The sequence below is a fragment of the Streptomyces sp. CA-288835 genome, from assembly GCF_050936385.1.
GTDB lineage: Bacteria > Actinomycetota > Actinomycetes > Streptomycetales > Streptomycetaceae > Streptomyces.
In genome coordinates this window covers 2,101,073-2,124,524 of the sequence record NZ_JBNJMW010000001.1, presented here as the reverse complement: position 1 = coordinate 2,124,524, position 23,452 = coordinate 2,101,073, and the positions used below count along the sequence as shown (strand labels likewise).

The 23,452-nt window shown below is 70.4% G+C and carries 19 protein-coding genes and 1 pseudogene; 11 read left to right on the top strand and 9 right to left on the bottom strand.

All coding sequences use genetic code 11. The annotated features are described in order from the left end of the window. Nucleotides 1–40 precede the first annotated feature (40 nt). The 4 genes and pseudogenes from ACQEVY_RS09600 to ACQEVY_RS09585 form a co-directional block, all read left to right on the top strand. Nucleotides 41–868: pseudogene (locus ACQEVY_RS09600) on the top strand (ABC transporter ATP-binding protein); the annotation flags it as partial. Next, nucleotides 865–1,851 carry an iron-siderophore ABC transporter substrate-binding protein gene (locus ACQEVY_RS09595; RefSeq protein ID WP_432946821.1) on the top strand — a complete coding sequence of 329 codons (987 nt, stop codon included), beginning with the start codon at nucleotides 865–867 and terminating at the stop codon, nucleotides 1,849–1,851. The pseudogene ACQEVY_RS09600 and the gene ACQEVY_RS09595, both read left to right, overlap by 4 nt. 4 nt (nucleotides 1,852–1,855) lie before the next feature. Next, entirely contained in the window at nucleotides 1,856–3,952 is a 2,097-nt protein-coding gene (locus tag ACQEVY_RS09590) for an iron ABC transporter permease (protein ID WP_432946819.1), read from the top strand. A gap of 164 nt (nucleotides 3,953–4,116) precedes the next feature. After that, nucleotides 4,117–5,268 carry a zinc-binding dehydrogenase gene (locus ACQEVY_RS09585; protein ID WP_432946817.1) on the top strand — a complete coding sequence of 384 codons (1,152 nt, stop codon included), beginning with the start codon at nucleotides 4,117–4,119 and terminating at the stop codon, nucleotides 5,266–5,268. A gap of 18 nt (nucleotides 5,269–5,286) precedes the next feature. On the opposite strand, the gene ppk2 is transcribed toward ACQEVY_RS09585, so the two are convergent. After that, nucleotides 5,287–6,090, bottom strand: coding sequence for a polyphosphate kinase 2 (gene ppk2, locus ACQEVY_RS09580; protein WP_432946815.1), 804 nt, complete (start codon nucleotides 6,088–6,090; stop codon nucleotides 5,287–5,289). 397 nt (nucleotides 6,091–6,487) lie between these two features. Between ppk2 and ACQEVY_RS09575 the strand changes: the two genes are divergently transcribed. From ACQEVY_RS09575 to ACQEVY_RS09550, 6 genes are all read left to right on the top strand, one after another. Then, on the top strand, nucleotides 6,488–8,872 hold the full coding sequence (locus tag ACQEVY_RS09575; RefSeq protein ID WP_432955144.1) for a phosphoketolase family protein: 2,385 nt from the start codon (nucleotides 6,488–6,490) through the stop codon (nucleotides 8,870–8,872). A gap of 259 nt (nucleotides 8,873–9,131) precedes the next feature. Further along, entirely contained in the window at nucleotides 9,132–10,340 is a 1,209-nt protein-coding gene (locus ACQEVY_RS09570; protein ID WP_432946813.1) for a PQQ-dependent sugar dehydrogenase, read from the top strand. 100 nt (nucleotides 10,341–10,440) lie between these two features. Further along, nucleotides 10,441–10,587, top strand: coding sequence for a hypothetical protein (locus ACQEVY_RS09565; RefSeq protein WP_432946811.1), 147 nt, complete (start codon nucleotides 10,441–10,443; stop codon nucleotides 10,585–10,587). 3 nt (nucleotides 10,588–10,590) lie between these two features. Beyond that, nucleotides 10,591–12,081 carry a gamma-aminobutyraldehyde dehydrogenase gene (locus ACQEVY_RS09560; protein WP_432946809.1) on the top strand — a complete coding sequence of 497 codons (1,491 nt, stop codon included), beginning with the start codon at nucleotides 10,591–10,593 and terminating at the stop codon, nucleotides 12,079–12,081. Nucleotides 12,082–12,184: 103 nt separating this feature from the next. Next, entirely contained in the window at nucleotides 12,185–15,562 is a 3,378-nt protein-coding gene (locus ACQEVY_RS09555) for a pyruvate carboxylase (protein ID WP_432955142.1), read from the top strand. A gap of 159 nt (nucleotides 15,563–15,721) precedes the next feature. After that, nucleotides 15,722–16,330 (top strand): hypothetical protein, encoded by a 609-nt coding sequence (locus ACQEVY_RS09550; RefSeq protein WP_432946807.1) that lies wholly within the window; start codon nucleotides 15,722–15,724, stop codon nucleotides 16,328–16,330. Between the two features lie 36 nt (nucleotides 16,331–16,366). Here ACQEVY_RS09550 and ACQEVY_RS09545 read toward each other — a convergent pair whose 3' ends face one another. Beyond that, nucleotides 16,367–16,741 (bottom strand): DUF4333 domain-containing protein, encoded by a 375-nt coding sequence (locus ACQEVY_RS09545; protein WP_432946805.1) that lies wholly within the window; start codon nucleotides 16,739–16,741, stop codon nucleotides 16,367–16,369. 168 nt (nucleotides 16,742–16,909) lie between these two features. On the opposite strand from ACQEVY_RS09545, the gene ACQEVY_RS09540 reads away from it, so the two are divergent. Continuing rightward, nucleotides 16,910–18,124 carry a sensor histidine kinase gene (locus tag ACQEVY_RS09540; protein WP_432946803.1) on the top strand — a complete coding sequence of 405 codons (1,215 nt, stop codon included), beginning with the start codon at nucleotides 16,910–16,912 and terminating at the stop codon, nucleotides 18,122–18,124. 10 nt (nucleotides 18,125–18,134) lie between these two features. On the opposite strand, the gene ACQEVY_RS09535 is transcribed toward ACQEVY_RS09540, so the two are convergent. Genes ACQEVY_RS09535 through ACQEVY_RS09505 form a run of 7 tightly spaced genes read right to left on the bottom strand, consistent with a single transcriptional unit; the run spans nucleotide 18,135 to nucleotide 23,378 of the window. After that, nucleotides 18,135–18,983 (bottom strand): class III extradiol dioxygenase subunit beta, encoded by an 849-nt coding sequence (locus ACQEVY_RS09535; RefSeq protein WP_432955140.1) that lies wholly within the window; start codon nucleotides 18,981–18,983, stop codon nucleotides 18,135–18,137. A gap of 1 nt (nucleotide 18,984) precedes the next feature. Next, nucleotides 18,985–19,341 carry a protocatechuate 4,5-dioxygenase subunit alpha gene (gene ligA / locus ACQEVY_RS09530; RefSeq protein ID WP_432946801.1) on the bottom strand — a complete coding sequence of 119 codons (357 nt, stop codon included), beginning with the start codon at nucleotides 19,339–19,341 and terminating at the stop codon, nucleotides 18,985–18,987. 45 nt (nucleotides 19,342–19,386) lie between these two features. Beyond that, entirely contained in the window at nucleotides 19,387–20,172 is a 786-nt protein-coding gene (locus ACQEVY_RS09525) for an SDR family NAD(P)-dependent oxidoreductase (RefSeq protein ID WP_432946799.1), read from the bottom strand. Further along, entirely contained in the window at nucleotides 20,169–20,450 is a 282-nt protein-coding gene (locus ACQEVY_RS09520; protein ID WP_165338486.1) for a muconolactone Delta-isomerase family protein, read from the bottom strand. The genes ACQEVY_RS09525 and ACQEVY_RS09520 overlap by 4 nt, the downstream gene beginning before the upstream one ends. Before the next feature lie 28 nt (nucleotides 20,451–20,478). Continuing rightward, on the bottom strand, nucleotides 20,479–21,195 hold the full coding sequence (locus ACQEVY_RS09515; protein ID WP_432946797.1) for an alpha/beta fold hydrolase: 717 nt from the start codon (nucleotides 21,193–21,195) through the stop codon (nucleotides 20,479–20,481). Beyond that, nucleotides 21,192–22,274 carry a Rieske 2Fe-2S domain-containing protein gene (locus ACQEVY_RS09510; protein ID WP_432946795.1) on the bottom strand — a complete coding sequence of 361 codons (1,083 nt, stop codon included), beginning with the start codon at nucleotides 22,272–22,274 and terminating at the stop codon, nucleotides 21,192–21,194. Before ACQEVY_RS09510 ends, ACQEVY_RS09515 begins: the two co-directional genes overlap by 4 nt. Nucleotides 22,275–22,316: 42 nt before the next feature. After that, a complete protein-coding gene (locus tag ACQEVY_RS09505; RefSeq protein ID WP_432946793.1) occupies nucleotides 22,317–23,378 on the bottom strand; it encodes a PDR/VanB family oxidoreductase in 1,062 nt (353 codons plus the stop codon). Nucleotides 23,379–23,452: the final 74 nt, after the last annotated feature.

Genomic DNA, 23,452 nt, shown 5'->3' with positions numbered 1-23,452 from the left:
CCTTTGCCGCGTGCAAGCAGGCGAAGAGAACCCCGCGGCCGCGCGTCCCCGTGGTCATGAACTGTCGGCCACGGATGTCACCGTGGCGTACGACGGTGTCGACGTCGTCCACGAGGCGTCGCTGACCCTGCGGCCCGGCGAAGTGACCGTGCTGGTCGGTCCGAACGGCAGCGGGAAGTCGACCCTCCTGCGGACCCTCGCGCGGCTGCAGCGACCGAAGACCGCCACGCTCGTCATCGACGGCACCGACGGACTCGCCCTGACCCCACGTGAGTTCTCGCGCCGCCTCGCCCTTCTGACGCAGGGGCGGCCCACGCCCAGCGGGCTGACCGTGCGGGACGTCGTCGAGTTCGGCCGCTACCCGTACCGGGGCCGCTGGGGCCGCGCCGACCCGGACGGCCGGGCCGCGGTGGACCGCGCGCTGGCCCTGACGGGCGTCGCGGGACTCGCCGACCGCGGCGCCGAGCACCTCTCCGGAGGGCAGCTCCAGCGCGTATGGCTCGCCGGCTGCCTGGCCCAGGAGACCGGCGTACTGCTCCTCGACGAGCCGACGACCTACCTCGACCTCCGCTACCAGGTCGAACTCCTCGACCTCGTACGGGACTTGGCCGACGACCACGGGATCGCGGTGGGTGCCGTCCTGCACGACCTGGACCAGGCCGCGGCCCTCGCCGACCGCATCGTCCTCCTCGACGAGGGGCGGATCATCGCGGACGGCCGCCCTGAGGACGTACTGACGGCGGAGCGACTGACCGCCACGTACGGCATCCGCATCGAAGTCGGCACCGACCCCATGACGGGCCTGTTGCGCACCCGCGCGATCGGCAGGCACCACTCGCGAAGCGAAAGGCTCAACCCCACCCCATGAGACGCCTCCTGATGACCGCGGCAGCCGCCACCGCCGCGGCGCTCACCATGACCGCCTGCGGGACCACGGAGCCCGCCGCCCACGAGGCCGAGGCGAAGCCGTCCGCCGAGCGCATCAGCCTCACCGACTCCTCCGGCGCGAAGGTCGAACTCGACGGACCCGCCAAGAAGGTCGTGGCGACCGAGTGGAACGAGGTCGAGTCCCTGATATCGCTGGGCGTCGACCCCGTCGGCGTCGCCGACATCAAGGGCTACAAGATCTGGGACAGCGCAGTCCCGCTCAAGAACGAGCCCAAGGACATCGGCGTACGCGGGGAGCCGAGCATGGACACCATCGCCGGCCTGAAGCCCGACCTCATCGTCGCCAGCAGCGACCTGCCGCCCGCCGCCGTGAAGCAGATGCGCGACATCGCTCCGGTCCTGCAGATCCAGTCCGCCGACGCCGCCGACCCGATCGGGCAGATGACCGAGAACCTCGACGTCATCGCTCAGGCCACCGGCACCACCGAGCAGGCCGAGAAGCTCAAGAAGGACTTCGAGTCGAAGATCGCCGAGGGCAAGAAGGCCCTCGCCGACGCCGGTCTCGCCGGCGCGGACTACGCCTTCGCGGACGGTTACCTCGTCTCCAACCAGACCACGATCCGCCCGTTCACCAGCGGCTCGCTCATCGGCGCGGTCAACGAGCGGATCGGTCTGAAGAACGCCTGGACCGTCAAGGGCGACAAGGACTACGGGCTCGGCTCCACCGACGTCGAGGGCCTCACCAAGCTCGGCGACGACGTGCAGTTCGCGTACATCGGCAACGACGGCGACAAGACCAGCACCCCGTTCAGCGGTGCTCTGACCAAGGACAAGGTGTGGACGTCGCTGCCGTTCGTGGAGAAGGGCAATGCGCACCGGCTGCCCGACGGCATCTGGATGTTCGGCGGAACCGGGTCGATGAGCGCGTACATCGACGCCGTCGTCGCCGCGCTGACGAAGTAACACCATGGCCGTGACCGCACCCGCACCCGCTCCCGCACCCCCCGCCACCCGTCCGCCGGCGGCCACGTCCCGGGCGGGCGCGGCCGCGGTGACGGCCGCGCTGACCCTGCTGGTCGCGGCCCTCGCGGTCGTGGACATCACGCAGGGCACGGCCGCTGTCGGTGCGCCTGAAATCTGGAAGGCGCTCACCGGCCGGGCCGACTCGGCGGACGCGTCCGTCGTCGTCGCCTCCCGGCTGCCTCGTATGACCGCCGGGCTGCTCGTCGGGATCGCGCTCGGGATGGCGGGCACCGCGCTGCAGAAGGTCAGCCGCAATGTGCTCGCCTCGCCCGACACGCTTGCGGTGAACGCGGGGTCCTATCTGGCTCTCGGGCTCGTCTCCGTGACCGGGGTGTCGCTGCCGCTGCTCGCCTCGTCCGGTGCCGCGTTCGTCGGCGGGCTCGGGGCGGCGGCTGTGGTGCTCGGGCTTTCGGGGTTGGGTGCGGGGACGGTACGGCTCGTACTCGCGGGCAGTGCGCTCGCCCTCGGGCTCACTGCCGTCACCGAGGGGCTGCTTCTGCTGTTTCCGCAGGAGACGCAGGGGCTGTACCAGTGGAACCAGGGGAGCATTGCGCAGAACGGGTTCGACGGTGTGCTGCAGATGGTGTCGATCGGGCTGGTCGGTCTTGTCGGGCTTCTGCTGCTTGCTCGGCGGGTCGATGCTCTCGCTCTCGGCGACGATGCCGCCCGTGGGCTTGGCGTTCCGGTGCGGGCGACTCGGGTTGCGGGGGTGGTTCTCGCGGCGTTGCTCTCCGCGGCGGCCGTGACCCTTGCCGGGCCGATCGGGTTCGTGGGGCTGTGTGCGCCTGCCTTCGTCCGGCCTCTCGCCCGCCGGATTCGCGTGCTCTCGCGGACGCGTGCCAGCCTGCCGGTCGTGGGGCTGGTAGGGGCGGCGCTGGTCCTCGGTTCGGATGTGCTGCTGCGGGCGATTGTCCCGGCGGACGTGGCCGTCGCCGTTCCGACTGGCGTCGTCACCAGCCTTGTCGGGGCTGTGTTTCTGATCGTGCTGGCCACGCGGGTTCGGGATACCGCCGGTGCTGCCGCGCAGGACGGGCTGCGGATCAGGAGCCGGGGCGTGTTCCTCGGCACGACGGCCGTACTGGTGGCTGTGCTCGTCGGCGTGACGATTGCCGCCGTGCTGCTGGGTGACAGCAAGTTGCTGTTGGGTGATGTGGCGAACTGGGCGCAGGGGCGCGCGGGGCAGACCGTCAGTTTCGTACTCGACACTCGGGTGCCCCGGGTTCTCGCGGCGCTCCTTGCGGGGGCGGCGCTTGCCCTGGCCGGGACGCTCGTTCAGGCCGTGACGCGTAATCCGCTCGCCGACCCGGGCATCCTGGGCGTTTCCGGCGGGGCCGCGCTTGGGGCCGTCCTTCTTGTGACGACGGTGTCTTCCGTTGGGTCTTGGGGTGTGGCCGGGGCGGCCTTTGCGGGGGCCGCGGTCAGTTCTGTGCTTGTTTTTGGGCTTGCCGCGCGGGGTGGGTTTCAGCAGAACCGGCTCGTTCTGGTCGGGTTCGGTGTCGCTACCGGGGCGTCTGCGCTGATCAGCCTGTTGATCATCCTTACCGATCCGTTCAACGCGACCCTTGCGCTGACCTGGTTGTCGGGGTCCACCTATGGGCGGACTCTGCCCGATGTGGTGCCGCTCGCGGCCGTACTCGTTGTTGGGCTGTTTGTGGCCTGGCTGCGGCGGACCGAGCTTGACCTTGTGTCGCTCGATGAGGACACGCCGAGGCTGCTGGGGCTTGGGCTGAGCCGGGGGCGGCTTGGGTTCCTGGCGGTGGCTGTGCTGCTCAGCGGCACCGCTGTGGCTGCCGCGGGGACGATCGGCTTTGTGGGATTGGTGGCACCGCACGCGGCCAGGGCGCTGGTGGGGCGGCAGCACGCCAGGGTGGTGCCGGTCGCGGTGCTGCTTGGCGCGACGCTTGTTTGTACGGCGGACTTGCTGGGCCGTACGGTCGTCGCGCCGGCTCAGCTTGGCGCCGGCCTGATGACGGCTGTGATCGGTACGCCGTACTTTTTGCACCTGCTGGTGCGTTCGCGCTCCGCTGGAAGGACGGTTTGACGCTGCGGGGCCGTCGTGGCTGGTCGCGCCCACGCGGCGGAGCCGCAAATTGACACAGCCCCGCGCCCCTATAGGGCGCTGGTCGCGCCGTAACTTGACACAGGCACCGCGCCCCTGACGGGTCGCGGGACTTCGCCTCCGCTTAAGATCCGGACCCCATCCGTGTGCCCGCACGAAAGCAGCGGGCCTCCTTCCGCGAACAGGAACCCCTCGTGATCTCCGCCGTCGTCATGACCGAACCCGGTGCTCCTCTCGAAGTCCGTTCGTTCGACCGGCCCGAACTGGAGCCGGGTGCCGTCCTGTTGCGGACCTTGGGCAGTGAGGTGTGCGGTACGGATGGGCATTTGTGGAAGGGGCAGCTTGCGGGGGTGCCGTATCCGATCATTCCTGGGCACGTCAGTGTGGGGCGGATCAGTGCGTTGGGGCCGGGGGAGGCGCCGAGGGACGTGGACGGGGTTCCGCTGCGGGTCGGGCAGGTCGTGACGTTTCTTGATGTGTACGGGACCTGTGGGCGCTGCTGGTACTGCACCGTCGCCCACGCGACCACGCGTTGCCCGGAGCGGAAGGTCTACGGGGTGACCCTCTCGGCCGACGACGGGCTGTTGGGCGGCTGGGCCGAGTACATCCACCTGAAGCCGGGTGTCCATGTGATCCCGTTGCCCGATGAGCTGGACTGGCGTGCGTTCCTCTCCGGAGGCTGCGGGATGCCTACCGCGCTGCATGCCGTGACGCTCGGCGAGATCGGGTTCGGTGACACGGTCGTGGTTCAGGGCGCGGGGCCCGTAGGGCTGTGTGCCGCCGTGCTCGCCCAACTGCGTGGCGCCGGGCGGGTGATCGTCATCGGTGGGCCGGAGGGCAGGCTGGCGGCGGCGACCCGGTTCGGTGCCGATGCCGTCATCGACATCAGCGGGACCACGGCCGACGAGCGGATCGCGGCGGTGCGGGACGCGACCGCGGGGCGCGGAGCGGACGTCACGATCGAGGCGACCGGCGTGCCCTCAGCCGTGCCCGAAGGCATGCGGCTCACCCGGGACGCCGGGCGGTACGTGATCGTGGGCCAGTACACCGACGCCGGTGAGGCGACCTTCAACCCCCATCTCGACCTGAACCAGAAGCACTTGGACGTCCGCGGCTGCTGGGGCAGCGACGTGGGGCACGTGTACCGGGCGGTCCAGGTCATGGCCCGCTACGGGCGGATCTTTCCCTGGACCGACCTCATCACGCGGGAGTACGGGCTCGCCGAAGCACAGGCCGCGCTGGAGGACGTCGCCGCTCAGCGCGTGGTGAAGGCGCTCATCGTGCCGCGGCAGGAGTGAGTCCGCCGAGGTCGTGTGTCACAGGCTTGCCGCGTGGTCGGGGACGTAGGTCTGCAGGTCGCGTGGTGGGCGCTCGTAGCCGGTCGACTCGGGGCGCTCCGGCAGCTTCAGTACGGGTGGTGGCACGTCGTGGTACGGCACGGAGTCCAGTAGGTGCGCGATCATGTTCAGGCGAGCGCGGCGCTTGTCGTCGCTCTCGACGACGTACCACGGTGCCTCGGTGATGTCGGTGTGCACCATCATCTCGTCCTTGGCCCGGGAGTACGCCTCCCAGCGGGTGATCGACTCCAGGTCCATCGGCGACAGTTTCCAGCGCTTCAGCGGATCCTCCAGCCGGCGCCGGAAACGCTCCTGCTGTTCGGTGTCGCTCACCGAGAACCAGTACTTGCGCAGCAGGATCCCGTCCTCCACCAGCATTCGCTCGAAGATCGGGCACTGGCGCAGGAAGAGCTGGTACTCCTCCTTCGTACAGAAGCCCATGACGTGCTCGACACCGGCCCGGTTGTACCAGGACCGGTCGAACAGCACGATCTCTCCGGCGGCCGGCAGATGCTCGACGTACCGCTGGAAGTACCACTGGGTGCGTTGCCGCTCGGTCGGCGTCGGCAGCGCGGCGATGCGGGCGACGCGTGGGTTGAGGTGTTCGGCGACCCGCTTGATGGTGCCGCCCTTGCCCGCCGCGTCCCGGCCCTCGAAGACGATGACCAGCCGGGCGCCCTGGGCACGCACCCACTCCTGGAGTTTCACCAACTCGGTCTGCAGGCGCAGCAGTTCCCGCTCGTACGCTGCGCGCGGCACCTTGTCTGCCTTCTTGCCGGTCATGCCGCCTCCATCGCCCGATGGCCAACGTCGATGACCTCAACGTACGCGCTCCGCTGGTGAGGCGGTTCGAAAGCTGCGGGTCCGTTGTGGCTGGTCGCGCCACTCGAGCGGCGGGAGTGCCTGCGGCTGATGGCCACGGTGCCCGTCGGCCGCATCGTCTGCACCCGCCAGATCGAGCCCGAGCTGGTCACCGGGCGCGAGCTCGTCGGCGGACGCACCCTGTACGGGTGGACCTCACCGCCTGAACGTCTCGTCCCCTCTGCCCCCACTTTTCCTCCGACCGGGAGGGGCCGGTCGGCCCTGTCGGGTACTCGGCGGGACGGGGGAGGGCGGGGACGTACGCACGGACCCGCAGGCACCTCCGACCGAACCCCGATCGATCCGGAAGGGAACCATGATGTCCGTCGACACCCAGCAGGCGCCGACGCCGCTCACCGACGACGAGCTCAGCACGCTGGACGCCCACTGGCGCGCCGCGAACTACCTCTCCGTCGGCCAGATCTACCTCATGGCGAACCCCCTGCTGACCGAGCCGCTCCGCCCCGAGCACGTCAAGCCGCGGCTGCTCGGCCACTGGGGTACCTCGCCCGGGCTGAACCTCGTCTACACCCACTTCAACCGCGTCATCCGGGCCCGCGACCTGGACGCCCTGTGCATCTGGGGCCCCGGACACGGCGGCCCGGCGGTGGTCGCGGGCTCCTGGCTGGAGGGGTCGTACACCCAGACGTACCCCGACGTCACGCGGGACGCCGCCGGGATGGCACGCCTCTTCAAGCAGTTCTCGTTCCCCGGAGGGGTGCCCAGCCATGTGGCGCCCGAGACACCCGGCTCGATCCACGAGGGCGGCGAGCTCGGTTACTCCCTCTCGCACGCGTACGGAGCTGCCCTCGACAACCCGGACCTGCTGGTCGCCTGCGTGATCGGCGACGGCGAGGCGGAGACCGGGCCGCTGGCCGCGTCCTGGCACTCGAACAAGTTCCTCGACCCCGTTCACGACGGCGCCGTCCTGCCGATCCTGCACCTGAACGGCTACAAGATCGCCAACCCGACAGTGCTCGCCCGGCTCCCGGAGTCGGAGCTCGACGAGCTGCTGCGCGGCTACGGCCACGACCCGATCCACGTCACCGGTGATGACCCGGCCGCCGTCCACCAGGCCATGGCGCAGGCGATGGACACCGCGCTGGACCGCATCGCCGCGTTCCAGCGCGCCGCCCGCGAAGACGGCGCGACCGAGCGCCCCCGCTGGCCGGTGATCGTCCTGCGCACCCCCAAGGGCTGGACCGGCCCGGCCGAGGTGGACGGGCTCCCGGTGGAAGGCACCTGGCGTTCCCACCAGGTCCCGCTGTCCGCCGTCCGCGACAACCCGGATCACCTACGGCAGTTGGAGGCGTGGCTTCGCTCGTACAAGCCGGAGGAACTCTTCGACGAGCACGGCCGCCCCCGCGAGCAGGTCCTCGCCTGTGTCCCGGACGGTGACCGCCGCCTCGGCGCCACCCCGCACGCCAACGGTGGCCTGATGCTGCGCGAACTCCCCCTGCCCTCACTGGAGAAGTACGCCGTCCCCGTCGACAAACCCGGCGTGACCCTGCACGAACCCACCCGCGTCCTCGGCGACTTGCTGGAAGACGTCATGCGGAACACCGCCGACCGGCGCGACTTCCGCCTGGTCGGCCCCGACGAGACCGCCTCCAACCGCCTCCAGGCCGTCTACGCCGCCAGCGGCAAGGCCTGGCAGGCCGGCACCCTCGACGTCGACGAACACCTCGACCGGCACGGCCGGGTGATGGAGATCCTCTCCGAACACACTTGCCAGGGCTGGCTGGAGGGATATCTGCTGACCGGCCGGCACGGGCTGTTCTCCTGCTACGAGGCGTTCGTGCACATCGTCGACTCGATGGTCAACCAGCACATCAAATGGCTGCGCGTGACCCGCCGCCTGCCCTGGCGCGCCCCCATTGCCTCCCTCAACTACCTGCTGACCTCGCACGTGTGGCGCCAGGACCACAACGGCTTCTCGCACCAGGACCCCGGTTTCGTCGACCACATCATGAACAAGAGTCCTGAGGCGGTACGGGTCTATCTGCCGCCGGACGCCAACACGTTGCTGTCGGTGGCGGATCACGCGCTGCGCAGCCGCGACTACGTCAACGTGATCGTGGCGGGCAAGCAGCCCTGCTTCGACTGGCTGTCGATGGACCAGGCCGTCGCGCACTGTGCGCGGGGCGCCGGGGTCTGGGACTGGGCCGGTACCGAGAACGGCGGTCGCGAGCCGGACGCGGTACTGGCCTGCGCGGGCGACGTACCCACCCAGGAGGTGCTGGCCGCCGCGCAGTTGCTCCGCCGCCATCTGCCGGAACTCGCGGTCCGGGTGGTCAACGTCGTCGACATCGCCCGGCTGATGCCGCAGGAGGAACATCCGCACGGCATGACGGACTTCGAGTACGACGGCCTCTTCACCCCCGACAAGCCGGTGATCTTCGCGTACCACGGCTACCCGTGGCTGATCCACCGCCTCGCCTACCGCCGTACCGGTCACCGGCACCTGCACGTACGCGGCTACAAGGAGATCGGCACGACGACCACACCGTTCGACATGGTGGTCCGTAACGACATGGACCGCTACCGCCTGGTCATGGACGTCATCGACCGCGTCCCCGGCCTCGCGGTGCGCACCGCCGCCGTACGCCAGCGCATGCAGGACGCCCGTCAACGCCACCACGACTGGATCCGCGAGCACGGCACGGACCTGCCGGAGGTCGCCGACTGGTCGTGGGGCGGCTGAACAGGGCCGACCGGAGGCTGCGGGTCAGCTCGCTGCTCGCCGCCAGCCAGCGCTCCCTGCGGCGCGTGTCCTCGTACAGCCGGGCGTTGTCGATGGCCGCACCGGCTCACGCGAACCCATGGGTGAAGCGGGGCCGTCATGGTCGGCTCAGAATCCTACTCGTGGGGTTCGGCTGACACGCTCCCTGGTCAACTTCCCTTCCACCAGGGAGAGTTGGCGAGAACGAACGCCTCCTGAAGTCCCCCACAAAGGAGCTCGAATGTCTCGACTCAGACGGATAGGCCTCGTATGTACGGTGGCTGCTCTGCTGTCCGCCACGATCGCGCCCGCCGCGACCGCGGAGCCGGACGGTGCCGGTCAGCGTGCGCCTCTGGACCAGTTGAAGGTGGTCACCAGCCCGGTGGCGACCGGTCTGGCGCAGCCCGTCGCGATGGCCGCGGCCAACGACCGCAGCGGGCGGATGCTCATCGCCGAGCGAGCCGGTACGGTACGGGCCTTCCACCCGACGGACGGGCTCGCCGCCGACCCGGTGCTGGACATCAGGGACCGCGTGAACAGCACCGGCCTGGAACGCGGCCTCCTCGGCATCGTCCCGGCCCCCGACTTCCAGCAGACCTCGCACGTGTACGTGGCCTACACCAGCAAACCGGACGGGGCACTGACGCTGTCCCGCGTCCCGCTCGGCGAACCGGCGCGGGAGCAGGTGCTGCTCACCCAGGAGCACGCCCAGTTCGCCAACCACAACGGCGGCCAGCTCGCGTTCGGCCGCGACGGCTACCTGTACTGGGGTCTCGGCGACGGCGGAGGCGGCGGCGACCCGCTGGCCACCGGGCAGAACCTCGGCACGCCGCTCGGTAAGATCCTGCGCCTGGACGTGAGCCGTTCCTGCGGCGAACTCCCGTACTGCATCCCGAAAACCAACCCGTTCGTCGGAAAGCCCGGGGCCCGGCCGGAGATCTGGGCCTACGGCCTGCGCAACCCGTGGCGGTTCTCCTTCGACAGGCAGGACGGCTCGCTCTGGGTGGGCGACGTCGGCCAGAGCGCGTACGAAGAGGTCAACCACGCCAAGGCAGGGCGCGGCGGGCTGAACTTCGGCTGGTCCTGCAAGGAGGGACCCGCGGTGTTCAACGCCGAACGATGCGCGGCGGACGCCACGTACACCGACCCGGTGTTCCACTACCGGACCGGCACGGAGGGGTGCTCGGTCATCGGCGGCCACGTGTACCGGGGGCGCCAGTACGCCGGCCTTGCCTTCGGTACGTACGTGGCGACCGACTGGTGCTCCGGGACGGCGTGGGCGGTGCGCAAGAACGACGACGGCACCTACGGCAGCGCCACGATCGGGCAGTTCCCGACCCAGGTCAGCTCGCTCGCCGAGGACCGGTCCGGTGAGCTGTACGCGATCACTGACCGGGCCGGGGAACTGCATCGCGTCGGGTTCGAACGCGTCGCACCGCAGGCCGACTGAACGTAGGGCTGGGGCCGGGCGGGAGGGGGAGCGTTGTCACCTGCCGCCCGGCCCCAGCACCGGCATCGGCCCGTACGAAAGCATCGGCCCGTACGAAGCCGTGCTGCCGACAGCCAGCGAACGCGGCTGGATCACCGCGTACAGCCAGTACGTCCTGGACGTGACCGACTCCTTCCCGCAGGGTTACACGTTGGGCGACCTGTGGGGTGAGCAGAGCTCCACGCCCGAGACGCAAGCGGAGATGTGACTGATGGAGACCACCGGACAGCAGTTCATCGCGGGCAAGCGCCGCACCGGCACGTCCGGCGAGCAGTACGAGGTGACCAACCCGGCCACCGGTGAGGTCCTGGCGACCGACATCCTCGCTGGGCCGGAAGACGTCGATGAGGCCGTCGCCGCCGCGCGCGCCGCGTTCGCCGAGTGGTCGCGCACCACCCCCGCCGAACGCTCCGAGGCCATGTTGCGCTGGGCGGACCAACTCCAGGCCCGCGCTGAGGAGTTCGCCCGCACCGAGAGCCGTATCGGCGGCAAACCGATCAGGCTGAGCAGCGGCTTCGACATCCCCGGCAGCATCGACAACGTACGGTTCTTCGCCGGCGCCGCCCGCAACCTGGAAGGCCGCGCCTCTGCGGAGTACTCCGGCGAACACACCTCCAGCATCCGCCGCGAACCCATCGGCGTCATCGGCTCCATCGCCCCCTGGAACTACCCGTTGCAGATGGCCGCCTGGAAGGTGCTGCCCGCCGTCGCCGCCGGCAACACCGTGGTCCTCAAGCCGTCCGAGCTCACCCCGCTCACGTCGGTGATGTTCGCCGAGGCCGCGCAGGAGGCCGGTATCCCCGACGGCGTCATCAACATCGTCACCGGCAGCGGTCCCGTCGCCGGTCAGGCCCTGGTCACCCACCCCGACATCGCCATGGTCTCCTTCACCGGCTCCACCGGGGTCGGGCGCCAAGTCGCCGCGCAGGCAGCCGGTTTGGCGAAGCGCGTCCATCTCGAACTCGGCGGCAAGGCCCCGTTCGTCGTCTTCGACGACGCCGATCTGGAGGCCGCCGCCCGTGGCGCCGTGGCCGGTGCCCTGATCAACGCCGGCCAGGACTGCACAGCCGCCACGCGCGCATACGTCCAACGCCCCCTGTACGAGGCCTTCGTGGCCCGCGTCGCCGAGCTGATGGACGGCGTACGACTGGGTCCGGTCGACGACCCCGCCACCGACATGGGGTCCCTGATCTCCCTACGACAGCGCGACAAGGTCGCCGCCATGGTGGAGGCGGCCCGCGAGGCCGGAGCCACGATCGTGCGCGGCGGGCGGGTCCCCGACGGGCCGCTGGGCCAGGGTGCCTACTACGAGCCCACTCTCATCACCGACGCGGCGCAGGACTCCGCCATCGTCCAGCAGGAGATCTTCGGTCCGGTCCTCGTCTGTCTGCCCTACGACAGCGACGACGACGCCCTCGGCCTGGCCAACGACACCCCGTACGGCCTCGCCGCCTCCGCCTGGACCAGCAACGTCTTCCGCGCCGGACGCGCGAGCCGCGAGATCCAGGCGGGCTGCGTCTGGATCAACGACCACATCCCGATCATCAGCGAGATGCCGCACGGCGGCTACAAGGCCTCCGGCTTCGGCAAGGACATGTCGGCGTACTCCTTCGACGAGTACACCAACGTCAAGCACGTCATGTCGGAGAACACCGGCACCCCGCACAAGTCCTGGCACGACACGGTTTTCACCAGCCGCTGACCGCTTGGTCGCGGAGCGTTCACTCCTACAGGGCGCCCAAGCGCGCACGTGCGGCCCATACTGGCCCATCGTGGTTTCTCCGCCGATGTCGAGGAGACGGATGATGTTCGCCAAAGTTCTCGTGGCCAACCGCGGCGAGATCGCGATCCGGGCCTTCCGGGCCGCGTTCGAGCTGGGAATCTCCACGGTGGCGGTGTTCCCGTACGAGGACCGCAACTCGCTGCACCGGGCGAAGGCCGACGAGTCGTACCTGATCGGGGAGCGCGGGCACCCGGTGCGGGCGTATCTCTCGGTCGACGAGGTGATCAAGGCCGCGCGCAAGGCCGGGGCGGACGCGGTCTACCCCGGCTACGGCTTTCTGTCGGAGAACCCCGGCCTGGCCGCCGCCTGCGCGGAGGCGGGCATCACGTTCATCGGTCCGCCCGCGCAGGTGCTGCACCTGACGGGCAACAAGTCCCGGGCGATCGCGGCGGCCCGCGAGGCGGGGGTGCCGGTACTGGCGTCGTCGGCGCCGACAACGGACGTAGAGGCTCTGCTGGCCGCGGCCGACGACGTCGGGTTCCCGCTGTTCGTCAAGGCTGTGGCCGGCGGCGGCGGACGCGGCATGCGGCGGGTCGCCGAGCCCGGCGAGCTGCGCGACGCCATCGAGGCGGCCATGCGGGAGGCGAAGTCCGCCTTCGGGGACGACACCGTGTTCCTGGAGCAGGCGGTGGTGAACCCGCGCCATATCGAGGTGCAGATCCTCGCCGACGGCGTCGGCAACGTCGTCCACCTCTACGAGCGGGACTGCTCGGTGCAGCGTCGGCACCAGAAAGTCGTCGAGATCGCCCCGGCTCCGAACCTGGACCCACGGCTGCGGGAGCGGATCTGCGCCGACGCCGTCGCCTTCGCCCGCCACATCGGCTACGTGAACGCGGGCACCGTCGAGTTCCTGGTCGACGAGCGCGGCAACCACGTGTTCATCGAGATGAACCCCCGGATCCAGGTGGAGCACACCGTGACGGAGCAGGTCACCGACCGGGACCTGGTGATGGCGCAGCTGCGCATCGCGTCCGGCGCCACCCTGCCCGAACTGCGCCTCACCCAGGACGACATCGTCCTGTCCGGCGCCGCCCTGCAGTGCCGTATCACCACCGAGGACCCAGCCAACGGATTCCGGCCCGACACCGGCACCATCTCCGCCTACCGGTCCCCGGGAGGCCCCGGCGTACGGCTCGACGGCGGCACCGTCCACACAGGTGCCCAGGTCAGCGCCCACTTCGACTCCATGCTGGTCAAACTGACCTGCTACGGCCACGACTTCGCCAACGCCGCCCGCCGGGCCCGCCGCGCCATCGCCGAGTTCCGCATCCGCGGGGTCTCCACGAACCTGCCCTTCCTGGCCGCCGTCCTCGACGACCCGGACTTCCAGGCCGGACACGTCACCACCAGCTTCATCGACGAACGCCCCCAGCTGCTGCGGGCCCGCCCCCCGGCAGACCGCGGCAGCCGCATCCTGCACCACCTCGCCGAGACCACCGTCAACAAGCCGCACGGCCCGCGGCCCGCCGTCGTCGAACCCGCCGAAAAGCTCCCCGACACCGACCTCTCCGCTCCACCGCCTGAGGGCTCCCGGCAGCGCCTCGCCGCGCTCGGCCCCGAAGCGTTCGCCGCCGACCTGCGCCGGCAGCGCGCGGTCGCGGTCACCGACACCACGTTCCGCGACGCCCACCAGTCGCTGCTGGCGACCCGGGTACGGACCCGGGACCTGCTCGCCGTAGCGCCGCATGTCGCGCGCATGGCACCGCAGTTGCTCAGCCTGGAGTGCTGGGGCGGGGCGACGTACGACGTAGCCCTGAGGTTCCTTGCAGAGGACCCGTGGGAACGGCTCGCGCTGCTGCGCGAGGCGGTGCCCAACATCTGCACGCAGATGCTGCTGCGCGGCCGCAACACCGTCGGCTACACGCCCTACCCGACCGAGGTCACCGACGCGTTCGTCGCCGAGGCCGCCGCGACCGGCATGGACGTCTTCCGCATCTTCGACGCGCTCAACGACGTCGCGCAGATGCGCCCGGCCATCGAGGCCGTACGGGCGACCGGGACCGCGCTGGCCGAGGTGGCCGTGTGCTACACCGGCGACCTCTCCGATCCGGCCGAGCGGCTCTACACCCTCGACTACTACCTGCGGCTGGCCGATCAGATCGTCGAGGCCGGCGCACACATCCTGGCGATCAAGGACATGGCCGGGCTGCTGCGCCCACCGGCGGCCAGGAAGCTGGTCACCGCGTTGCGGGAACGCTTCGACCTGCCCGTACACCTGCACACCCACGACACGGCGGGCGGACAGCTGGCCACCCTGATCGCGGCGATCGACGCCGGAGTCGACGCCGTCGACGCGGCCGTCGCCTCGATGGCGGGCACGACGAGCCAGCCCTCGCTGTCCGCCCTGGTCGCGGCCACCGACCACACCGACCGGGCCACCGGCCTGTCGCTGCAGGCCGTCGGCGACCTCGAGCCCTACTGGGAGGCCGTACGCAAGGTCTACCGGCCGTTCGAGGCCGGGCCGGCCTCGCCCACGGGACGCGTCTACCACCACGAGATCCCCGGCGGGCAACTGTCCAACCTGCGCCAGCAGGCCATCGCACTCGGACTCGGCGACCGCTTCGAGCTGATCGAGGACTGCTACGCCGCCGCCGACCGGATGCTGGGCCGGCTGGTGAAGGTCACCCCTTCCTCCAAGGTCGTGGGCGATCTCGCGCTCCACCTGGTCGGCGCCGGAGTCGAGGCGAGCGCCTTCGAGTCCGACCCCGCCAAGTTCGACCTGCCGGACTCGGTGATCGGATTCCTGCGCGGCGAACTGGGCGATCCGCCCGGAGGCTGGCCGGAGCCCTTCCGAACCCGCGCCCTCGAAGGCCGCCCCGCGCAGGCGCAGCCGCCGCAGCTGTCCGACGACGACCGCCGCGGACTGCGCGACACACCACGGACCACGCTGAACCGGCTGCTGTTCCCCGGCCCGACCAAGGCGTACGACACGCACCGCGAGACCTACGGCGACACCTCCGTGCTCTCGACCAAGGACTTCTTCTACGGCCTCGAACCCGACACCGAGCACACCGTCACCCTGGAACCGGGCGTGACCCTGCTGATCGAACTGGAGGCGATCTCCGAAGCCGACGAGCGCGGCTACCGCAGCGTGCTGGCCAGCCTGAACGGGCAGCTTCGGCCGGTGTCGGTGCGCGACACCTCGATCGTCACCGACGTCAAGGTCGCCGAGAAGGCCGACCGCGGCGACGACCGCCAGGTCGCCGCGCCCTTCGCCGGTGTCGTCACGCTGCAGGTCGAGGAAGGGGCGTCCGTCGATGCCGGACAGACCGTCGCCACCATCGAGGCCATGAAGATGGAGGCCGCCATCACCGCCCAACGCGGCGGTACCGTCGCCCGCCTGGCGATCGGCTCCATCCAGCAGGTCGAGGGCGGCGACCTCCTGCTCGAGATCCGCTGAGGTCTCGGATGCCTCGCGTCAGACGCCGGGCCTGTCCGGTCGGCGGCCGAAGAGCAGTCGGCCGAAGAGCGGGCGGGCCCGGTGGCTCGTAGTGCGTAGTGTCTTACGAGTCCCTTACGCGGCCGTATCCGGCGACGTGACGCACCTACGTTCGCAGGCATGGCAACCATCCGAACCATCGCCCTCGTCACCGCCGCCCCTCTCGTACTCGCCGCCGCGGGCCTCGCGCATCCGCACGGGCTGTCCAGGTCGACGGCCGCGGACTGGACCGACCTGCACATCGCACTGCTCCCGGTCTTTCCCCTGCTCACGGTCGGCCTCCTGGTCCCGCTGTGGCGCCGGCCCCGACTCGATCTCGCGGGCGTCGCCACGGTGGTGGCCTGGGTGTGTGCCTTCGGCTACGCGGCCTTCTACACCGGCCTCGACGCCGTCGCCGGCATCGGGGCCGGAACCGCGGTCGAGCACGTCGCCGAGACCGCGGCACTCGGGCCGGTCAAGCGCCCGCTCTACGACACGGGCGAGGCGCTCGGGCAGGCCGGTGTCTACGCCCTCATCGCAGCCATCGTCGCCACGGCGGTCGCACTGTTCCCGAGGCACGGCGTCCGAATCCTTCCCGGCACGCTGGTGCTCCTGGTGGCCGGCTGGTTCTTCGTCGACAGCCACATCTTCTGGCCGCGCGGCGTATGGACGATGCTCGGCTTCGCCCTGGGCTTCGCGCTGCTCGCCTGGGGGACGGCCGGGAGGAGCGACCCCAGCAGGTCCTCCTAGAGGTCCCCCCAGCAAGTCCTTCTGGAGGTACGCGTCTCAGCGCTCGAACTTCCAGGTGACGGAGCGGTCCGAGGCCCTGACCACGGTCACGCGGATGGCGATGGCCTTGCCGTCCTCGTCCTTGCCGGTGCAGGTGAGGGTGGTCCCGGCCACCGCCTTCAGGCCGGTCGGGCAGGTCACGCCGGTGACCTTCTGCCCGACCCAGGGCAGCGGGTTGTACTTGTTCTCCGTGCGGCCCTCGACGATGTTCGCCGAGAGCGCCTTCTGACCGTCCACCCTCACCGTGCTGTAGTCGTTCAGCATGGTGTTCGACTCGGTCCCGGAGAGCAGATAGGTGCCGACGCCGCCCACGGCGACCACGGCGATGGCACCGCCGACGGCGCCGACGAGGAACCCGCTGCGCTGCTTCACGTACGTACTCCTGAGGTCCTGCTGTCCGAGGAAAGGCAACGGCTCCACCCTCGCCCGCGGGCCCGGGCGCCCGCATCGGCCGAACGGCCACGATGCCACGGCTCACGGCCGGGCCCCTCGGCCGTTCGGCCGATCCCCGGGGTCGGCGGGCTCGCTTACGGTGACCGCATGAAATCCGTTTCTGCCCAGGGCTGCGCCCGCGGCTTCGGCTTCGGCGCCCTGCTCGGGGTGAGTTTCCTCGACTTCGCCGTGGTGAGTACCGAGGGGAACGACCTCCGGCCGAGCGCGGCCGCGCTGGCCGTCGGCCTCGCGGCACTGCTGTGGCCGGCGGGCCTGCGTCCCGCGTGGCTCACGCCGCAGGTCCGCGCCGCGGTACCCGCCGTCGTTTCCCTGGCCCTGACGGTCGGGATCGTGCTGACCGGCGGACAACGCTCGTTCGGCCCCGGCGAGATCACGATCATGCTGTGCCTGCTGTTCATCGCCGTACGGCACTGTCCGCCCCGCTGGGCCGTGGTGTGCGGCACGCTCGCCGGGGTCGCAGGGCTCGCCCTGCCCGTGGGCAATGCCCGGTCACTGACCGACGATCAACCACTGGGATTCATGGTGGTCGGCCTGCTCCTGATCGGCCTGGTCGGCATGCTCGCCGGGTATCTGCGTTCGCTGGACTTCAAGCGGACGGTCGCGGTGGCCGAGACCCGGCGCGACGAGCGCGTGGCCATCGCCGCCGACCTGCACGACTTCGTCGCCCACCATGTCACCGGGATCCTCGTGCAGACGCAGGTCGCGCGCATGATGGCCGACGCCCGGACCTCCGGGATCTCCGAGAACTCCGGGACCTCCAAGACCTCCGGGAGCGACGACCTCGATCCGATCCTGGCCGGGATCGAACGCGCCGCCACCGAAGCTCTGGCGTCCATGCGCCGCACGGTCGGTGTGCTGCGCGACACCGGGCAACCGGATGCGGCCGACCACCGCCCGGTGGGCGATCTCGCGGGCATCTCCGGCCTGCTCGAGGGTTTCGCCAGCCCGGGCCAGAAGGTCACCCTCAACCGGGACCCCGCCCTCCCCGACGACCTCGCGCACGAGGTGCAGGCGGCTGCCTTCCGGGTCGTACAGGAGGCCCTGACGAACGTACGACGTCACGCGGCCGACGCCACGGAGATCAGCGTCGGCCTGTGGTGCGAGGACCACCGCCTGATGGTCGCGGTGGCGGACGACGGCCGCGGCGGCACCCAACTCCCCGCCGCCGCACGAGGTGGCGGCTTCGGCCTCGTCGGCCTGACGGAACGCGTCACGGCGCTGGGCGGCACACTGTGGGCCGGACCCCGGGTCGGCTACGGCTGGGAAGTCCGGGCGGCCTTCCCGCTGCGAAAGTCCCTCTGAGCGAGGCTCCTCAGGGTGCCCCCGGGCTCAGGTTCTCGAACAGGACCATCCCGGCCGCCGTGTTCGACGCGGGCACGTGGTACGTCTCGTGCACGCGTCGGATACGGGGCCCCAGCGCGCCGCGCATGATCAGCCACATGATCAACTCGATGCCCTCGGAGCCGGCCTCGCGGATGTACTCCTCGCGCGTCAGCGCGGCCAGCTTCTCGGGGGCGTGCTCGATCGCGTCGAGGTACATCCGGTCGAAGTCCTGGTTGATCAACCCCGCGCGGGCGCCCGCGAGTTGATGGGACATGCCGCCGGTGCCGAAGACGGCGACCTTGAGGTCCTCGGGGAAGGTACGGATCGCCTCGCCGAGCGCGCGGCCGAGAGCCAGGCAGCGTGCGGCGGTCGGCTGCGGGTACTGGATGACGTTCACCAGGAGGGGCACCACCGCGCACGGCCAGCGTTCGCCGGGGTCGGGGCAGTAGACCGACAGCGGGACGGTCAGACCGTGGTCGACGTCCAGTTCCTGGTAGACGGTCAGGTCGAAGGAGGCGTCGATCAGGCTCTTCACGAGGTGGTCGGAGAACTCGGGGTTGCCGATGACCGCCGGCACTGGTCGGCTGCCCCACCCCTCGTCGGCCACGCGGTACGACTCGGCCGTCCCCAGCGCGAAGGTCGGGGTGACGCTCATGTCGAGGGCGTTGGCATGGTCGTTGTAGACGACCACCGCGACATCGGGGGTGTGCTCGGCCATCCACTCCCGCGCAGGGCCGTACCCGTCGAACAGCGGCTTCCAGTACGGGTCTTCCGTCTTCCCGTGGTCCATGGCCGCACCGATCGACGGCACATGCGAGGTGGCCAGACCCCAGATCACCTCAGCCAAAGTTCCGCCCTCCCGCTTTCAGCGACTCCGCGAACTCCTCGGTGGTCATGCCGGTGAAGACCCCGCCGAGGTACTGCATGGACTTCCCGTCGACCATGGCGAGCTTGAAGACGTAGAAGATGGAGCCGCCCAGCTCCATCATCCGGTTCCAGTCCCGCCGCAGGACGGCGTCCCGTTGCTCGGCCGTCAGCCCGTACGCCTCGCAGTACGCGGCCTCGTCGGCCTTGAACTTCTCCCGGCTCCCGGCGTCCTTGAGGGACCCGCAGAGCCGGTTCAGCGCCCGGCCGCGGCGACTCTCGGCGGCGTCGAAGACGTACGTGCCGGGCACCTGGGGTGTGCTGCTGGACATGCCGTTCCTCTCCTCTCCCATGGGGTCTCCTGTGAGGGCCCGCCATCAGTGCAGGAGCCCGCCGCCGTCACAGACGAACGTCTGGCCGGTGACCAACTCCGCGTCCGGGGAAGCGAGATACGAGACGAGCCCCGCGAAGTGCTCCGGCGTGACGAACTCCTTGATCGCCTGCTGACGCATGGTCGCGGCGAACACCTCGTCGCCGGAGTGCTCCCGGGTACCCGGAGTGGCCACCTGCGCGGGCGCCACCGCGTTGACCGTGATCCGGTGCTCGCCCAATTCGCGCGCCATCACCCGGGTCATGCCGATGAGCGCGCCCTTGCTGGCGACGTACGCGATCTGGCCGGGCGACCCCGTGAAGAAGGTGCGGGACGCCACATTGATCACCCGTCCGCGGTGCGGGCTCTTGGTCAGCCAGGGCGCGCATGCCTGGACCATCAGGAGGGGGCCGACGGCGTTGACGTCGAAGAAGCGGTGCAGTTCCTCGGGGGTCGTCTCCAGCAGGGGTGCGCGGCCGGAGAGCAGGCCGGCGTTGTTGACGAGGACGTCGAATCCGCCGTATGCCTCGGTGATCTCGCTGACGGTCTGGCGGGTCGCGGCCGGGTCGCTGATGTCGCAGTGCCACGGCCGTACGCCGGAGGCTTCGCCGCTGCCGCCGGGGTCCGAGTCCGAGTCCGGGTCCGCTTCCGGTTCGGCGATGTCGAGGGCGGCGACCGTGAATCCGTCCCTCGCCAGCCGGCGGGCGATGGCCTTCCCGAGGCCGCCTGCGGCGCCGGTGACCACGGCGACTCGCCCGCCGTCCCTGCTGTCTTGGGCCTCCCGGCCGCTCAAGGCGCCTTCTCCTGCGGGTGGGTGGCGAGCGCCTCGACCGTGATGTCCATCCACTTCCACATCGGCAGGGAGGCGAGCGCGTCATGCAACTCCGCCGGATCGGCCGCCTCGTACAGGCCGATCGTGGCGTTGCGGCCCGGAACCCGCCACAGCCGCTTGAGGATGCCGGCCTCCCTGAGCTGCATGGCGCGCTCGCGCTCGCCCTTGCGCAGGGACTCGCGTACGTCGTCGGGGGTGTCCGGGGGCAGGAGGTTCTCGGTGCGTACGAGGAATTCCATGGGGCGTCCCTTCACGGTGCAGTCATGGTCAGGCTGCGGCGATCTCCAGCAGCAGTTCGGCCAGTTGGTCGGGGGCGGTGACCATGGCCTCGTGCCCGGTCGCGATCTCGTGGATCGGCCAGCTGCGGGCGGCGGCTCGCTCGGCCTGCGGGGTGAACACCCGCATCCAGTCGGTGCATTCGATGAAGACGCCGGGGACTTGGTCGGCTTTGCCGGTCAGCCGGAGCGGCTCGGTGTAGGTCAGCCAGGGGTGCGGGGTCAGCCGAGGGCTCAGCCAGTCCAGGTCGGACTGTTCCTCGACGCCGAGCACGCTCAGTGAGCGCACCGGGATGAGCCAGCCGAAGCCGGGGCCGGACACGGACTCGCGGTAGTGCCCGGCGATGCGTTCGGGAAGCAGGTCGATGGCCGCGTCACCGTCGTCGCCTACGAAGGCGTCGAGGTGGACGCGCTTGGCCAGCCGGTCGGGGATGCGGTCTGCGACTCCGGTGACGACCTGGCCCGCGTAACTGTGCCCGACGAGTACGACATCCCTGGCGTCGTACGCCTCGATCAGCGCGACCACGTCCTGGATGTGCGTAGCGAGCCCGACTTGAGGGCTGAGGAGGTGGGCACGGTCGCTCACCCCGGTCAGTGTGGGGGCATGCACTTCGTGCCCGGCCTCGCGCAGCTGCTGTGTGACGTGCTGCCATACCCACCCGCCGTGCCAGGCTCCGTGGAGCAGTACGAAGACGCGGCGGCCGCTCATACGGCCGCCGTCCGGCTGCGCGGGATGCGGGCGCCCTGTTGCTGCTCGCCCTGTTCCTGCTGCTCGCGCTGTTCGCGGGCGAGCATCTTCGTCACCGCGCGGCGTCCGCGGAGGGCGGCCAGGTCGGACTTGATGCTGGACTCTGCCTTGCCGCCAGGGTCGGTGGCGTACATGACCTCCTGAGCTTCCAGGGCGTCGACGTCCTCCTGCATCACGGCGAGCTGCTGCTCGTGCTGGAACTTCGTGAGCTCCTGGTCGTCGATGAGGTAGTCGCGGCCCAGGGCGTAGAAGTCGTGCGTTTCGTTGCCGCGCCCCGGCGTCAGCCCGTACAGCACCTTCATGTGGAAGCCCTCCGGCTCCTCGGTGCCGGTGGCGGCGACGCGGATGTTGAGGATGAAGATGCCCGGCGGGTAGAAGTCGCCGTCCTGCCAACGGTCCACCGGAGAGGTCAGCCCGCAGGACTTCTCGTAGAACGGAGGCGCTTCTATGCCGATCATGTGGCGGCTGAAGCTGACCCGGTCGCCGTCCACGGTGACGTCGATCGGGGTCGCGGCGACGGCGGCGTTGCCGATGGTCGTCGGGTGCAGGAACGTCTCGTGGGTGAGGTCGAGCAAGTTCTCCAGGAGCAGCATGTGCCGCGCCTTGAGCGGGACGACGCCATGTACATGCGTCCAGCCCGGGTCGGTGAGCCACGAGGTGGCGGGCAGCAGGCTTTCGTCGGCCAGTTCCGGGTCACCGGGCCAGATCCAGATCGCGCCGTCCCGCTCGACCAGCGGGAAGCGGCGCAGCGCCGCCTTGGGCCGGTCGGCCTGCTCGGCGACCCCGACGCATACGCCCTGACCATCGAAACGGTAGCCGTGGTAGTCACACTGGAGCGTGCCCTTGTCGTCCAAGTGCCCCAGGGACAAAGGGTACTTGCGGTGAGGGCAGCGGTCCTCAACGGCGGTGACGGTCTGATCGGGCAGGCGGTAAAAGCAGACCGGGATGTCCGTGATCCAGCGTTGCGTGAGTGTCCGGCCGATCTCGTCGGACCAGGCTCCGAGGTACCAGCCGTTGCGCACATGCTGTGTCAGTGTCATGGCGGTCCTTCCGTATGCGAGTTGACGGCGTGTCAGAGTTCGTCAGAGATCCAGTACGAGGCGGCCGCCCCGGGCGCGCGAGACGCAGATCAGCATCGTGTCGTTGGCGGCCCGTTCGTCGTCGGTGAGCAGTGAGTCGCGGTGATCGACCTCGCCGTCCAGGACGGGCGTCTCGCACGAGCCGCAGATGCCCTCCTCGCAGGAAGACAGCACCGGGACGCCCGCCTCCTCCACCGCCTTGAGCACCGACAGCTCCGGCGGCACGGTCAGCGTCATCCCGGAGGCCCGCAGCTCCACCTCGATCGGCTGCTCGGCGGCCGCATCGTCGGCGGGCCCCGCGCTGGCCGCCGCCGCGAACCGCTCGACGTTCAGGGACCCGGACGGCCAGGTGGCGCAGTACGCCTCGACCGCGTCGATGAGCGGTGCCGGGCCGCAGCAGTACACCAGGGCGGACGGGTCGGGTTCGCCGAGGAAGCCGGCGAGGTCGAGGAGTCCGTACTGGTCCTGCGGCCGTACGGCCACCCGCTCGCCGTAGCCCGCCAGTTCGGGCAGGAAGGCCATGGAAGCGTGGGTCCGGCCGCCGTAGAGCAGCGACCACTCGGCACCCGCGGCCTCCGCCTCGGAGATCATCGGGAGCAGGGGGGTGATGCCGATGCCTCCGCCGACGAACAGGTACCGGGCCGCGGGCCGCAGCGGGAAGTTGTTGCGCGGGCCGCGCACCCGGAGTTCGTCGCCCTCCCGGATGTGGTCGTGGATCCACTGCGAGCCGCCGCGTCCGTCGGGCTCGCGCAGCACGGCGATGCGCCAGCGGGCGGAGTGTCCCACCGCGTCGACCGGGCCGCACAGCGAGTACTGCCGGGTGACGCCTGTGGGCAGGACGACGTCAATGTGCGCGCCGGGCTGCCAGGGCGGCAGGGGTTCGGCTTCGGCTTCACCGTCACCGGCGCTTGGTGCCAGTTCCAGCGATACGACACCGTCCGCCACCGTCCGCCGGGACCGTACGGTGACGGTGCCTTCGTACTCGGCGCCGCGACGGGTCGGGACAGGGGCCTCGGCCGTACCGAGGGGGCGCGTGTCCGGGGCGGCGGCTGAACGGCTCGTCACGTACGTCATCTCCTCGACTGCGGTCGGCGGGCGTCACTTCGGCCGCGGTCGGCGGCGACACGATCGACGCTAGC